The organism is Chryseobacterium polytrichastri, assembly GCF_900142445.1.
Taxonomy (GTDB): Bacteria; Bacteroidota; Bacteroidia; order Flavobacteriales; family Weeksellaceae; genus Chryseobacterium; species Chryseobacterium polytrichastri.
Genome location: NZ_FRAV01000009.1, coordinates 150,786 through 164,886, shown reverse-complemented (window position 1 = coordinate 164,886; position 14,101 = coordinate 150,786). Strand labels below are relative to the sequence as shown.

The following is a 14,101-nucleotide window of genomic DNA, read 5'->3' as shown; positions in this document are numbered from 1 at the left end:
ATGTAGAATTTGGTTTTCTTCTTCAAATTTTACAATCTCAAAATATTCAATCAACAGTTCAGGTAAAAATAATTTAAGCAGTTCGGCATCATTTAGCATTATACAAAAATAGCATTTTTTATTTTCTCCCCAACTTTTGAGACTGATCCAATAAAGCCCTCTCAATAAAAATTGCTATATAATTATCCCCAATAATATCCACACTCTTTGTCATCCTGGAAGGATCTAAACAATGTTTTTAAATCAAATTTTATATCTACATTTTACGAAAACCAATCACCAATCCATTCTTTTTTCATTCATTTAAAAATCTGCTTCATCCGCTTGATCTGTGAGAGATCATTCTTCTAAACTTTAGCCTCTTGTCTAAGTGAAGAATCCTTTTTACCACAATAAATGCAATCAGAAAAAAACAAAGCTTCATTATTATACAGAGTCTCCTACTCATTTAGTTGAAGGCTTTTTCGTTTGTTATGAGTTAGTAGGTTTAAAAATGAGATGTTGAAACATGGTTTTTCTGGGTGTCACCACAAACCTCACAGGTTTTCAAAACCTGTGAGGTTTAGATTTATACGGTTTCACTCAGCAAAGATTGATGTGCTTTGAATACTTCAGCAAATTATTTTTTTGACAACTATTTATCTTAAAGACAAAATTCTTAGCCCTGATAGTAGCGGTTACCCCGCAACACGGAGCTGGAGATGAGAGGGTTTTAGCGTTGGAGCGCATTGTGGCGTGAGGAGTATGAGCGAATAGCAGGAAATAGCTCCTGAAAAATAGCCTAACCTAGACTTTTAAAGATTTTAGATACTTATTAAATTCTTAATTTTTAATAGAATCGTGAAATAAAAATTCATTATTTACTTTTTCAGACTTCCTGTACTGCGTCGGTGTCATATTTTTAACCTTTTTAAAAACTCTGTTATAATAAGGGATATCATTGAATCCAGAGGCTATACAGATTTCTGCAACTGACAATTTTGTTTTTAATAACATCTGACATGAAGATTCAATTCTGAAATCAGTTAAATAGGTGAAAAAAGAGGTGCCAGTCATTCTTTTAAAAAATACACAAAATGATGATTTCTGCATGCCTACAGATTTAGAAATTTGTTCGAGGCTAATATTTCCTTGAAAATTTCTTAAAATAAACAAATGTATTTCCTGAAGTTTCTTTTCTTTTTTATTTTCAACGATGGGGCGCCCAACGATATGCATTTCTTTGCAATGAGAAATTAATTGTAAGAGTTTAATGAAAGAAGAGAGCCTTTCAATACTATCCTGATGAACCATAGAGGCCATTAAGGCTTGTAGCTTTTCTAGTAATTCACCTTCAAAAGAGACTGCGTTTTCATTGCTTTGAAGTTCCGAAATACTGGAATATAATTCAGGGAAGAGATTTTTGCAGCTGATTAAAAAATCATTCTCAATAACAATCGTAATATTTTCAATCTTTCCTTCTTCATCATGTACGGATTCATCAAAAGACCAACAATGCGGAATATTGGGAGGAATAAGAATAATCTCCCCTCTAGAAAAATTTTCAACTACATCGCCAATAATTCTGGCACCACTTCCGGTGATGATATAGGACAGCTCCCACGTTTGCTGCTGATGAAGAGGAACCTGTTGATTCCATATAATATGCACATGATCAAAATGAAAGGTATTATTGTTTGTAGTTGGATAATATTTTAATTTTGTGCTATTAAAAGATTTAGAAATCATAATAATGTAAATATAAGACAATAATTAAAAAATATAGAACAATATTTTTAGAGTGGTACGTTTTATTTTTACATTACATTTTTTTAAGTAAAATATGAATAACGCTTTAAATATTTCTCAATCGAGACCTCACTATGAAATTCTGGATGGTCTTCGTGGTGTAGCAGCCATTATGGTTATTTTTTTCCATGTTTTTGAAACATTTTCAAATGGGGATCATACCAAACAATTCATAAATCACGGATATTTGGCGGTAGATTTTTTCTTTATGCTTTCAGGTTACGTTATCAGTTATGCATATGATAATCGTTGGAGCCAGATGACTTTAAAAGATTTTTTCATCCGTCGTTTGGTAAGATTGCAGCCTATGATTATCATTGGTTCCTTGGTAGGAGCAGTTTTATTTTATTTCCAATATTCAGAAGGGTTGGGATGGGGTGGTATCTCGACAACTCCGGTTTGGAAATTACTGTTAGTTATGTTCATCGGGATGACAGTAATTCCTGTGGGAAAAGGCCTTGACATTAGAGGCTGGAATGAGATGCATCCGTTAAACGGACCTGCATGGTCACTGTTTTATGAATATATGGCTAATATTGTATATGCTTTATTTTTAAGAAAAGTTTCGAAATTTGTATTAGGAATTTTAGTGTTTATTGCTGCGGCAATTACCATTCATTATGCATTCACAAACCCACACGGTGACATTATTGGGGGGTGGTCTATTGATGATGCAACTCAAATGAGGATAGGGTTTACAAGACTATCATTTCCTTTCTTAATGGGTATTCTTTTAGCAAGAGTGGGGAAATTAAAATATACCAAGAATGCTTTTTTAACCACAAGTATTTTACTCATTATTCTGTTTGCATTTCCTCGTTTAGGTGGAAATACAGCGCCATGGAAAAATGCTTTTTATGAATGTTTTACCTTAATGATCCTGTTTCCAATTGTTATTTTACTGGGTGCTGGAGGAAAAGTGGTGGGTGAAAAAGCCAATCAATTCTGTAAATTTTTAGGTGATATTTCTTACCCTATTTATATTACCCATTTTCCGTTGGTCTATGTTTATATGGCTTGGGTGACAAATGGTAAACATACGTTGGAAGAACCGATATCTTGGATTTTGGGGTTTGTCACTGTAATTATATCCATTATCATGGCTTATGTTTTTATGAGATTCTATGACATTCCTGTAAGAAAATGGCTTTCGAAAAAAATAATCTCAAAATAGTAAATGATATTATCTGTATAAAGTTTAGTTTAATTCTCAAAAAGTAAATCTCGTTGTTTACTTATTCAGCTTACACTTGTTAAAAATTTCTTAAACATGGTGTAAGCTGATTTTTATTTTAACAAATAAGCAGAATTTTTGATGAATAATATTATTTAGTGCTCAATCATTCAATTAAAATTTTATTCTCTGAGAAATAATTTTATTTTTGTTAAATCATGGAAAACAGCTCGCCATTTTTAGATACTTTGTTTCTTCTTCGAAAAGAGGAATGCATTACCATCTTTTCAGATCTCAAAGAAATTTCAAAAAAGGAAGAACAAGATGCTGCAGATTATTTTGAAACTGAATTTGAAAAAGAAAGATTGGAATTTTTATCTGATCAAATTCTCTGCAACAAAGAGACGGCAATTTGGGCGGGAAAAATATTATATCACAGTGCTCAATTGTATTTAATTCGTAGAAATACAGCAAAGGATTTGAATACATTAATTCCGCCATATAAAGGAATAAGAGATATTTCTTCCAGACTTTCTGCAGATTTATCATTACGGTTTTTACCACAAATTGTTTCAGAATTACAGGTTGCTGATTCTGAAGATCCTTTGATTATACTATTGGAAGCAATTTTATCAGAATTTCATTATTCAGCGATTGGATTTGATGTGGACGTAGAAAAAGTAAATTGGGAAGAAGAATTAGAAGATAAAACCTATCGAAAACTATATCTCGAAAGAATTGTAGAGAACAAGGCATATAAATTAGCTGAAATTCCGTTTATTAATAAATTACTGATTGCAGAATTTGGGTTGCATAAAGATGCTTTTTGGAGAGAATTAAAAATAATAACTGAAGAAAATTAATGATACAAAATATAACTAAGCTGAATACAGTTCTTAATTACGTTAAGGAAACCTTTGTCGGCAAAAACGATGTAGTAGATTTATTGGGAATCTGCTTGTTGGCAAGAGAGAATGCCTTTTTGTACGGACCTCCCGGAACGGCAAAATCTGCTATCGTAAGAACCTTGTCAAAAACGGTGAAAGACGGCAAAAACTTCGAATATTTATTAACCCGCTTTACAGAACCAAATGAGATTTTCGGCCCTTTTGATATCAGAAAATTAAAAGATGGTGAACTTTTGACAAATACAGACGGCATGATGCCTGAAGCGTCAATGGTTTTTTTGGATGAGATCTTCAATGCCAATTCTGCGATATTGAATTCACTTTTAATGGCTTTGAATGAAAAGATTTTCAAAAGAGGAAAAGAAACAAAAAATCTTCCTGCGCTAATGTTTGTGGGAGCAAGTAATGTTCTCCCTGAAGACGAAGCTTTGAATGCATTATTCGACCGTTTTTTAATCAGAATTAATGTTGATTATGTACATCCGGATCTTCTGCATCAAGTACTTTTAGCCGGAAGAAAATTAGAAAATAATATTGAAACAGAAACCCCTGAGATTCTTTCGGATGAGATCAGAGAACTTCAAAGTTTATGTAGAAATATTGATTTGAAACCTATTTATGAAGTCTACCTAAATACAATTATCAGCCTTCGAAATACAGGGATTGCAATTTCTGACCGTCGAGCGGTAAAACTTCAAAATTTAATTGCAGCAAGTGCTTTAATTTGTGGAAGAAATGAAGCGATTCTTTCTGATCTTTGGGTATTGAAACATATTTGGGATAAAGAAGAACAGATTGAAATTTTAGAAGGAATTATCAACCGAACCATCGAAAAAGATGAAGATCCTAAATCTCATCCTCAGGCCTTACAAAACAAAACTCCGAATCCGGAGGAAGTAATGAAAGATGTAAAAATTCTTATTGATAAATGGGAAGGGGGAACTTTGAGTTTTGAAGAGCAAAATGTTATTAAAGATAAATTAAGATACCTTCAAACCCGATGCGACTGGATCAGAAATCCTGAACAAAAACAATACATTCAAAAAGAAATTGAAAGTCTATGGCAGAAGATTCTTCAAACCGCATAAAAGAATTTTGGGCAGAGCTTCCCAAAGCTGATGAAGATTTTCTGGGCTCCATTCGTGATTGGAAAAATGTGCAGATTGCTTTGGAAGAAGATGTGATATGGTTGAAAAACTTTACCGATGAACAAGCGGAGTCTGCGGAAATTCAGCAATTGCCCAACTTTTTATTATATGAACTAAGAGACGGATTATTATTCCGAAAAGATGCTTTGGTTCCCACTAAGAAGGTGAGAACGGCTTTGTTGTGGTCTCCGATTGATAAAGCTTTACGTTTGACTTTTCCACCTTCCAATCATAATTTTTTTGGAATTGATGAAAAAGTAGAAGTCAACTTAAAATCAAGTGAAGAAGAACAGCTTGCAATGGCGATGTTAAGTTCAATATCAGAGATAAAAAACCTGATTGTTGCTTTGCCGAAATTCAAATTAGAAAAACTTGAATGGATTGTGATGGAAGATCAAGCTTTATTTCTCGGAACTCCCTTGTTGAGTTTTCCAGGAAAGACCTATTGGATGAAAGATGGACATCTTTTGCCCACAGGTTTTGATTTTGAATTTAAAAATTTGAGTTCATTACTTCAAAAAAAGTATAATGAAAATGGAGACCAATGGCTTCTATGGAATGAAGATGGAAGTTATCTTTCAATTAATAAAAATGATTTCCGAAAATTGTCGGTAAGCTCATTTCGTCTCACTGAAAAAGCACAAGAATGGATGTAAGAGAATATTTTCAATCGCATGAAAATTATTTCTGGGAATGGACAACTGATAAAGATATTCATGACAATACTGGTTATAATGAAAACAATCTCATTTCGATTCCGAATGTAGGTACAATTGCTTATAGAGCTTATATAATTGAGGTTTTGAAAGAATTTCAATTAATAGGATTACCTGCTTTAAGTCCTCTTTTATTGGCTTTATATGCAACAAATGAAGGGTATTTAGATTTAAAAGGTATTAAAATTGAAATGCAAAAAAATCCAATGACAATGCAAAAATATATTGGAGATTGGATAAAACCTGCATTTCAATTTTTAGAAACATTAGAATCTTTACCAAGCAATTATAAAAAAGGTAGAAATAGAATTCTTCTTTTACAGACAATATTTAGCAATGAATTTGATTTGGTTTCACTTAAGCAATCTGAATATATATTAAATGAGTATCTAAGAAACCCACAAAAAATTGCCAATTCTGCTCAAAAAAATGAACTTACTGTTTGCAAATTTTCGAAAGACCTAAGAATCTTAGCGTCTTTACATAACAAATTTCCTACAGCCACTGTAATCATTGAAGCTATGAAAGGTAATATTAAAATTACTGATCTAGACGACGAAGTTATACAAGAAGAAACCACTATTGAAAACAATAAAGACTTTATTCAGGAACTGATCGAAGATCCAAAAACGTTTCAGGTTGGGAGCTTAATTAAAAGAATTTGGAGCGGTTTGAAAATCCCGATGAGACATCTTTCTCCCGGTGAACAACCGATTGGAGGAATTTCTGATATGACCAACAAAGGCGAATTATCAAGAATGCTTTTGTCTGAATTTGCCAATGAAGATGAGATTTTCATGAATCGGGTTGCCAATAATGAAGCCTTGTACATTCAGCGTGAAATTCCGCCTGAGGAAAATATTTTTGAAAGAATAATTTTAATTGATACTTCCCTTAAAAACTGGGGAACTCCAAAAATTTTAGCCTTTGCTTCGGCCATCGCTGTGATCAAGCATCCGAAGGCCCATTCTGAATGTAAAGTGTTTGCATTAGGGCAAACCAATGTGCTTATCTCTTTAGATAAAGTGGAAGAAGTGGTTGATAATTTAAATCAGGTAAGTCCGGTTTTAGAAGTTTCACAAGCTTTGGATCGATTTTTTCAGGAGGAACATAAAGAAAAAGATCTGGAAGTTTTCTTCATTACCCATCAGGAAAACTTAGCGAACGAAAATATTCAAAGAACCATTCACGAAAATAGAGATCGATTAAAATTTTTGGTTACCACTTCGGTGGATGGAGAATTGAATTTCTACAAACATCATAAAGGAACAAGAAAGCATATTCAAAAAGTGCTTCTTCCTTTAAAGGAATTGTGGGCAAACCCACCACAGAGAAGAAAGAATAGAGAGAATGATATTTCGTACAGCGGTAAAAGAACAGATCTTCCACTCAATTATCCTATTTTATTTCCGACACCAACTCATAAAATTGCTCAATTTTTATATGAAGGTGAATTTTTTATTTTAAGCAATAAAAAGCAGTTGTTAAGAACTTATCTGTCTGATAATTACTATAATAGAGATTATTATGATTATTACAAAACATACCACGGGTGTGAAGTTTTAATGGAAGATATTTCTGTAAAACCTAAAGGACAGTTTGCATTGGCGAAAAATAAACAGCAACAATTTATTTTATGTCAATACCAACCGGATAAGAAATTAATTTCTAAATTAAATTTAAATACCAAAGAATATTCGGAACTGAATTTGACGGGACAACACATTCCTGCAGATTCAAGGCTCACTTATTTTAGTAGGAATTTTTATTTATTTCATGCCCAAGCGCTTAATATTTTCAAAATAAATATTGACGGAAATATCTCTATTGAATCTGTAAAGAACGATGCGGAAATTCAAAAAAATGATACTAAAGTAGTAATCGAAGTTTTAAGATTAGACAATAGCGGGATTAAAATTTCTGGTAATTTCGGTAAAATTGGGATTAACGCTAAAAATAATTTAGTTGTTTCCGGAAATGAATTAAGTAGAAGCGAGGAGAGTTCGGTGAGCTTTTTAAAAAACAAATTTGATATTAAAATTCTTGCAGAACAAAACAAAAATAAATTCACTTTTCCAGACGGAAGCGAGATCATTACAGATTCCCGTGGAATGTTGACTTTTAAAAGCAGCAATGGAAATATTCCTACTTTTTATATACCCTCCGCAGAAAAAGGCTTTCTGTCATTATCTACCAATGTAGAATTTGGAGGGTCAGAATATTATCTGCCAGAAAATACATTGTTGAAAGTAAAAAAAATGGAAGATATGTATTCTGATTATCTGGAGAAATTTATTAATCAAATTTTGGAATATGGAGCTTAGAATAAAACCTTTTCCGAAAAATAGTTATCCTAAAAAAGGGCTTTTAATAAAAGGTTCTTCAGCATCGATTTGGCTTCACGAAATGGAAATCTTAGGAATTGATTTAAACCAAATTCAGTCATTTCCGATTCCTTCCAACGAGCCTAATATTATATACGGCTGTTTTTTAGTTTTTGATCAAAATGCACCAGCCGAAATTGGAAAAAATTCTTATTTCCAATGCTTTGACAATAAATTATTCATTCCTGAAAATACCATTTTTTATCCTAAAATAAATCCTGAGGACTGGCAAAATATAGAGGCTGAATTTTTGATCATGCATCCTGAATTTGGCTTGGTTAAATTATCAGAACAAATCGATTGGATTTCCTTAATTCAAGAGCCTGTAAAATCTAATATCATTGTTCGGAAACCATCAAACGGAGTGAAGGTTCCTCAGAAAATTGAGAGCTTTACGGTAGAAATGGATGATGAAAAAGTTTTGGAAGCTCTTCAAAAGTCTCAGACAGAAGAAGAGTGGATGAAAAATCTGCCTTTTGATATGAAGAAAGTAATGGCAGGGAATAAAAAGGAAATTGAAAAGTATTTATTATACATTGAAAAATATCCTGAGAGAGCTGTTGAACTTGGGGTTCCTTTAGATATTATGGGAATTTCCAGAGGAAATGGATTTGGGAAATTTAAATTTGGTGATAATTGGTTTGGAAGATTATTCGGAAAAAATGATAAATCTTCAACCGGATCAGGAAAGAATTATCAATGGATAATTTGGGTGTTTTTGATCGTAACCGCAATTGCAAGATCTACTTTTAACTCTCATAAAGAAAAATCTGTAGTTGATGGACAAAGTGCAGGAAAAGTAATGAATAAACTTCCTGAAAATACCGTTGCCTTTGAATCCGGAGTTACGGAAATTGATATGAAAGTGGATTCTATGTATGGAAGAGAAAGGATGAGATTAATGAATAGTTATAAGGAGGCTATTTCAAAACCTTCAGCACAAAAATGGTTACCCGATATTGAAAAAGATATAAAGAAATTTAATACGAAACAAACTACGGCAAGAGATTCTCTTAAAACAATTTACAGTAAAAAGATTACAAAACATATTGAAAGCAGATCTGAAAATATTAAACGAAAAATTTCAGATTCATTAAAAAAAGTCAGTTCAGGAAAACCTGCCAATGAAGGTATTGTACGAAGTATTTGGCATAAGAAAAAAGTATTGATGGCAGATTCTTTAGGCCGTCTTTACGGAACTCTTGATTTCCCTCCAATGCGTCATGAATTAGAAACAACCACGGACATTTCCTCCAAAGAAAATGATGCTAAAAAAGAGGTTTCTTTTGTAGAAATTATTTGGCTAATCATTTTTATGACAGGGGCTGTAGGGCTTTACTCATTTGTTTTAAAGAAAAAATCAATGAACATTGGTGGCGGAAATCTACCCACAGGCATTAAAGTTTTTTTGATGGTTGTTCTTCTTGCCATGTTAATGTATATCTTTTATCCGCTGATAGAATCTTTTGGGTACAATTGGTTTGTCTGGATTCTTATTATCAGTGTCATTCTTCTGCTTTACCGCTTGTTTGCAGAAGATAAATCAATTTTGAAATCAGACGAAAATGAATAGGCAGAAGTTTATAGATAAATTCTTGAGATGCCTTTTAATTTTGGCAGTCCTCAAGATTATTGGAATATTCGCACAGCTTTTCCATCAAAGCTTTTGGAGCGTTGTCGGGACTTTATTTTTGTTTCTTATTGTTGCTGCCATTGCTTTTTTTGTCATCATTGGTTTAAAAGATAAAGAGAAGGATGCGAAAAATTCCGGAAGAAAGGCTTCAGGAGGTGGGGGTACTTTCTATTTAGAAAATTCACTTTTTGATAGGATCAGAAGTAAATATGAAGAACTTGCTCAAAAATATGTGGATGAAAAAGACTACCTGAAAGCAGCAAAGGTTTATATGAATTTGCTTCAAGATAACTATCGTGGAGCAAAGACATTAGAAGACGGTGGTTTTTATAATGAAGCAGCGGTGATCTATCTTAAAAAATTAAAAAATAAATCTGAAGCGGCAAACTGTTATGAAAAAGCAAAACAATATAGAAAAGCGATTGATCTTTATAAAGAACTGGAACAAAAAGAAAAAGTTGGGGATTTGTATATTGAAATTCATGATATCAAAAATGCTCATGCCTATTATCAAATGGTAGTTGATGATTATGTAAACAACAATCAAATGGTAAAAGCGTCTTTAATCTATCGCAAAAAGATGGAAACCCCAGAGGCAGCCCAGCAAATTTTATTAAAAGGCTGGGAGGAAAATAAGGATGCTTTCAATTGCCTTAATAATTATTTTGCTAATATTTTTGATGTGAAAAAATTAGAAAGCGAAATTCAATATTTATATAGCAAGATTCCATCGGATAAAAAAAATATCTATCTGGAAGCTTTGAAATATGAGTTTAAAAAAGATGAAAAGCTACAACCTACAGCCCGAAATATAGCATACGAAATTATAGCGGAAAAAGTGAATACCCATTCCGAAATCGTCAATGAGCTGAAACATTTCAACCCGAAAGATGAGATTATTTTGAAAGATATTTCCAGGTTTAAAACTGGGAGGAATAAAATGTTTAGGAATTGATAATTATCAAATAACAAATTCCCGTCATTGTGAACCGAAGGTGAAGCAATCTGTTGTAAAACCTACCTTTTTTATTGAGATTGCTTCGTCACTACGTTTCTCGCAATGACGAAATAACCAATTAATTACAAAAAAGATTTATCTTTGCCACAACAAAATTATGACAATACAAAGAGCACATATCAGTTTAAATCTATGCGATCGCCCGTCAATAAAGGGATCGTTTGGATATGAATGGATGATATGGAATGAAGCGAAATGTGCTTGCTTTGGAAATTATTTACTGTAAACTCGTAAAAATTTAATCAAAATACCACAAAAACGCTTCGACAATCGAAGCGTTTTTTGTGTTTTTAGGTCAGAAATTATTTAGAATGAAAAAAAATAACCATAAAAATGAAAATTTAATAATTAACAATGAACATTTAATACGATAAATAAGCGTGATAAGTAAACCCGATGAGAGACAGTCATTTAGGTAATTAAGATATCTGTAATATAATACGGACAGGAATTCTCTATTCTTAATATTAAATTTAATCAATTGATTTACAGTAAGTTGAAATAAAAATAAATTTGCGAGTTAAAAAAAATCATATTTACTTTGCAACCGAAAATTGAAAGCAACAGGTTTTCAACATTTCAAAAACTTTTTAACATAACAAGAATATAATGAAACAATTACATAACATATCTAATCAGTATTCAAGACTACACGGACAAGAGCCGATGGGATGGGTATGTATTCTTGATAGTGAATTTATAATGAAAAGGTGCTTATATAGGTGGGTCAGCTAATGAACTGACACGTCAAAAATATAGAGCGCCTCCCAAAAAGAGGCGCTTTTTTTTATGGTTTCTTTAGCTTATTTGGTAAAGCGTCGGTCTGTGGCACCGGAAAACAGGGTTCGATCCCCGGAGAAACCCAAAAATGTGAATGGTCAATAGTGAATTTTATTTCATAAGTGAATTAAAATTGACAAGCAAAGCAAAGCAAAGCAAATTGACAATTGACTATTCACAGGTTTAAAAACAATCGCATAGCTCAATGGGTTGGAGCATCGGTCTGATACGCCGAAGGTTGAAGGTTCGAGTCCTTCTGCGATTACAAAAATAATCTCATAGCTCAAATGGTTAGAGCACCGGTCTTTTAAACCGGGGGTTGAAAGTTCAAATCTTTCTGGGGTTACTAAAAGTGAATGGTCAAAGGTGAATTTTACTTTGTAAGTGAATTTAAGATTGACAAGCAAAGCGAATTAACAATTCACTATTCATGTTAACTAAGGTTCCGTGGCTCAATTGGATAGAGCATGGGTTTTCTAAACCCAGGGTTACAGGTTCAAGTCCTGTCGGAATCACAAAAAAGGTCTATTGAGGTAATGGCTAACCTGCCTGACTGTCGCTCAGGCACTGCGAGTTCGATTCTCGCATAGACCGCAAAGGTTCATGGATAATTTCTGATCCGACTGTCTCTCGGAAAAGAATTTTGAAGTGAATCTGAAAAACTGGAAGGATAACGGTGGTTGTTTACCCGCCTTGGACGCGGGAGGTCGCAAGTTCGAATCTTGCTTTCCAGACAATTTACTCCATTCGTCTAATGGTTTAGGACGGCTGCCTTTTGAGTAGTAAGTAAGAGTTTGACTCTCTTATGGAGTGTAATAATGTGAATGGTCAATAGTGAATTTTGCTTCGTAAGTGAATTTGAAAATTGATAACAAAGAGGATTAGCAATTGGCAGTTCACATAAAAGATTTCGTAGTTCAATTGGTTAGAATATCGGTCTGATACACCGAAGGTTGAAGGTTCAAGTCCTTCCGAAATTACAAAAAGATTTTGTAGCTCAATGGTAGAGCGCCGGTCTGTTAAACCGGAAGTTGAAAGTTCGAGTCTTTCCAGAATCGCAACTAACTAAATGTTAATTGTTTCAAAGAAGAGAATAAAAGTTTGTCGAGCGAAGAAGTTCTTATATCAAACTAAAAAATAATGACAGGCTTTATTTTTCTTCAACAAAGTAAGAGTTAAAAGTTAATTGGAAAAAATTACTCATTACCAATTGCTAATTACTTATAAAAATGATGGTTCGCCGAAGTGGAAGAGTCGGGGCGGTCTGCAAAACCGTTGTGAAAACTGAGTGGGTTTGAATCCCATCACCATCTCAAATAACTAAAATGAGATTAGTTCCGAAGAAAAAGAGTTTGTCGAGCGAAGAAGTTCTTATATCAAACTAAAAAATAATGACAGGCTTTATTTTTCTTCAAAAAAATTAGAGTTAAAAGTTAATTGGAAAAATTACTCATTACCAATTGCTAATTACTTATAAAAATGATGGTTCGCCGAAGTGGAAGAGTCGGGTCGGTCTGCAAAACCGTTGTGAAAACTGAGTGGGTTTGAATCCCATCACCATCTCAAATAACTAAAATGAGATTAGTTCCGAAGAAAAAAAGAGTTTGTCGAGCGAAGAAGTTCATACATCAAACTAAAAAAATAATGACAGGCTTTATTTTTCTTCAACAAAGTAAGAGTTAAAAGTTAATTGGAAAAAATTACTCATTACCAATTGCTAATTACTTATAAAAATGATGGTTCGCCGAAGTGGAAGAGTCGGGGCGGTCTGCAAAACCGTTGTGAAAGCTGAGTGGGTTTGAATCCCATCACCATCTCAAATAACTAAAATGAGATTAGTTCCGAAGAAAAAAAAGAGTTTGTCGAGCGTAGAAGTTCTTATATCAAACAAAAAATTAAGACAGGCTTTGTTTTTCTTCACAAATTAATAAGTAAAAATTACTCATTACCAATTGCTAATTACTTATAAAAATGATGGTTCGCCGAAGTGGAAGAGTCGGGGCGGTCTGCAAAACCGTTGTGAAAACTGAGTGGGTTTGAATCCCATCACCATCTCAAATAACTAAAATGAGATTAGTTCCGAAGAAAAAAAGAGTTTGTCGAGCGAAGAAGTTCATACATCAAACTAAAAAAATAATGACAGGCTTTATTTTTCTTCAACAAAGTAAGAGTTAAAAGTTAATTGGAAAAAAATTACTCATTACCAATTACTTATTACTCATTAAAAAGGAGGTACGCCGAAGTTGGAGAGTCGGGGCAGACTGACATGAGGAACGAATTGAACGATTCCTTAAAAAATAAAAAGTAACAGAGTTAAAATCTGTTGCTTCATTGCTGAGTAGGTTCGAATCCTACTGCTTCCACCATAAAAATCAGCTGATAATGTAACGGCAGCATGCAGGAAATGTACTCTTGTTGTTTAGGTTCGATTCCTGGTTGGTTGATTTTTTTAACGCTCCATTCGTCTAACCGGTTAGGACGCCTGCCTTTCGAGCAGAAAACAAGGGTTCGATTCCCTTATGGAGTACAAAATATGAGTAATAAGTAATGTG

8 protein-coding genes and 14 tRNA genes are annotated in these 14,101 nt (G+C 33.2%); 21 read left to right on the top strand and 1 reads right to left on the bottom strand.

The genetic code is table 11. The features are described 5' to 3' along the window. Positions 1–822 precede the first annotated feature (822 nt). Positions 823–1,728, bottom strand: a complete 906-nt coding sequence (locus tag BUB80_RS08005; protein ID WP_073292403.1) for an AraC family transcriptional regulator — start codon at positions 1,726–1,728, stop codon at positions 823–825. Between the two features lie 94 nt (positions 1,729–1,822). Here BUB80_RS08005 and BUB80_RS08000 point away from each other — a divergent pair, with 94 nt between their 5' ends. From BUB80_RS08000 to BUB80_RS07930, 21 genes are all read left to right on the top strand, one after another. Then, positions 1,823–2,962 (top strand): acyltransferase family protein, encoded by a 1,140-nt coding sequence (locus BUB80_RS08000; protein ID WP_073292402.1) that lies wholly within the window; start codon positions 1,823–1,825, stop codon positions 2,960–2,962. 218 nt (positions 2,963–3,180) lie between these two features. Then, positions 3,181–3,825: a hypothetical protein gene (locus tag BUB80_RS07995; RefSeq protein WP_073292401.1), complete on the top strand. Its 645-nt coding sequence runs from the start codon at positions 3,181–3,183 to the stop codon at positions 3,823–3,825. After that, positions 3,825–4,958: an AAA family ATPase gene (locus BUB80_RS07990; RefSeq protein WP_073292400.1), complete on the top strand. Its 1,134-nt coding sequence runs from the start codon at positions 3,825–3,827 to the stop codon at positions 4,956–4,958. Before BUB80_RS07995 ends, BUB80_RS07990 begins: the two co-directional genes overlap by 1 nt. After that, a complete protein-coding gene (locus tag BUB80_RS07985; protein ID WP_073292399.1) occupies positions 4,931–5,674 on the top strand; it encodes a hypothetical protein in 744 nt (247 codons plus the stop codon). The genes BUB80_RS07990 and BUB80_RS07985 overlap by 28 nt, the downstream gene beginning before the upstream one ends. Beyond that, positions 5,665–8,058, top strand: a complete 2,394-nt coding sequence (locus tag BUB80_RS07980; RefSeq protein ID WP_073292398.1) for a hypothetical protein — start codon at positions 5,665–5,667, stop codon at positions 8,056–8,058. Before BUB80_RS07985 ends, BUB80_RS07980 begins: the two co-directional genes overlap by 10 nt. Continuing rightward, a complete protein-coding gene (locus BUB80_RS07975) occupies positions 8,048–9,691 on the top strand; it encodes a hypothetical protein (RefSeq protein ID WP_073292397.1) in 1,644 nt (547 codons plus the stop codon). Before BUB80_RS07980 ends, BUB80_RS07975 begins: the two co-directional genes overlap by 11 nt. 40 nt (positions 9,692–9,731) lie before the next feature. After that, entirely contained in the window at positions 9,732–10,706 is a 975-nt protein-coding gene (locus BUB80_RS07970; RefSeq protein ID WP_228433726.1) for a soluble NSF attachment family protein, read from the top strand. Between the two features lie 854 nt (positions 10,707–11,560). Further along, positions 11,561–11,633, top strand: a tRNA-His gene (locus tag BUB80_RS07960). A 107-nt stretch (positions 11,634–11,740) separates the two neighbouring features. Beyond that, positions 11,741–11,814, top strand: a tRNA-Ile gene (locus BUB80_RS07955). A gap of 7 nt (positions 11,815–11,821) precedes the next feature. Beyond that, positions 11,822–11,895, top strand: a tRNA-Lys gene (locus BUB80_RS07950). 95 nt (positions 11,896–11,990) lie between these two features. Beyond that, positions 11,991–12,064 (top strand) — tRNA-Arg (locus tag BUB80_RS07945). 7 nt (positions 12,065–12,071) lie between these two features. Next, positions 12,072–12,143, top strand: a tRNA-Asp gene (locus BUB80_RS23590). A gap of 68 nt (positions 12,144–12,211) precedes the next feature. Beyond that, positions 12,212–12,283, top strand: a tRNA-Pro gene (locus BUB80_RS23585). 172 nt (positions 12,284–12,455) lie between these two features. Next, positions 12,456–12,529: transfer RNA gene (locus BUB80_RS07940), tRNA-Ile, on the top strand. A 6-nt stretch (positions 12,530–12,535) separates the two neighbouring features. Then, positions 12,536–12,607 (top strand) — tRNA-Asn (locus BUB80_RS07935). Positions 12,608–12,780: 173 nt separating this feature from the next. Further along, positions 12,781–12,862: transfer RNA gene (locus BUB80_RS23580), tRNA-Cys, on the top strand. Positions 12,863–13,030: 168 nt separating this feature from the next. Beyond that, positions 13,031–13,112: transfer RNA gene (locus BUB80_RS23575), tRNA-Cys, on the top strand. 172 nt (positions 13,113–13,284) lie between these two features. Beyond that, a tRNA-Cys gene (locus BUB80_RS23570) sits at positions 13,285–13,366 on the top strand. A 156-nt stretch (positions 13,367–13,522) separates the two neighbouring features. Beyond that, positions 13,523–13,604: transfer RNA gene (locus BUB80_RS23565), tRNA-Cys, on the top strand. A gap of 173 nt (positions 13,605–13,777) precedes the next feature. After that, positions 13,778–13,915, top strand: a tRNA-OTHER gene (locus BUB80_RS23560). A gap of 88 nt (positions 13,916–14,003) precedes the next feature. Continuing rightward, a tRNA-Glu gene (locus BUB80_RS07930) sits at positions 14,004–14,076 on the top strand. Positions 14,077–14,101: the final 25 nt, after the last annotated feature.

Excerpts from the sequence above, each read along its gene's own strand:
- BUB80_RS08005 (WP_073292403.1), bottom strand. The coding sequence starts at position 1,728 with ATGATTTCTAAATCTTTTAATAGCACAAAATTAAAATATTATCCAACT.
- BUB80_RS08000 (WP_073292402.1), top strand. The coding sequence starts at position 1,823 with ATGAATAACGCTTTAAATATTTCTCAATCGAGACCTCACTATGAAATT.
- BUB80_RS07995 (WP_073292401.1), top strand. The coding sequence starts at position 3,181 with ATGGAAAACAGCTCGCCATTTTTAGATACTTTGTTTCTTCTTCGAAAA.
- BUB80_RS07990 (WP_073292400.1), top strand. The coding sequence starts at position 3,825 with ATGATACAAAATATAACTAAGCTGAATACAGTTCTTAATTACGTTAAG.
- BUB80_RS07985 (WP_073292399.1), top strand. The coding sequence starts at position 4,931 with ATGGCAGAAGATTCTTCAAACCGCATAAAAGAATTTTGGGCAGAGCTT.
- BUB80_RS07980 (WP_073292398.1), top strand. The coding sequence starts at position 5,665 with ATGGATGTAAGAGAATATTTTCAATCGCATGAAAATTATTTCTGGGAA.
- BUB80_RS07975 (WP_073292397.1), top strand. The coding sequence starts at position 8,048 with ATGGAGCTTAGAATAAAACCTTTTCCGAAAAATAGTTATCCTAAAAAA.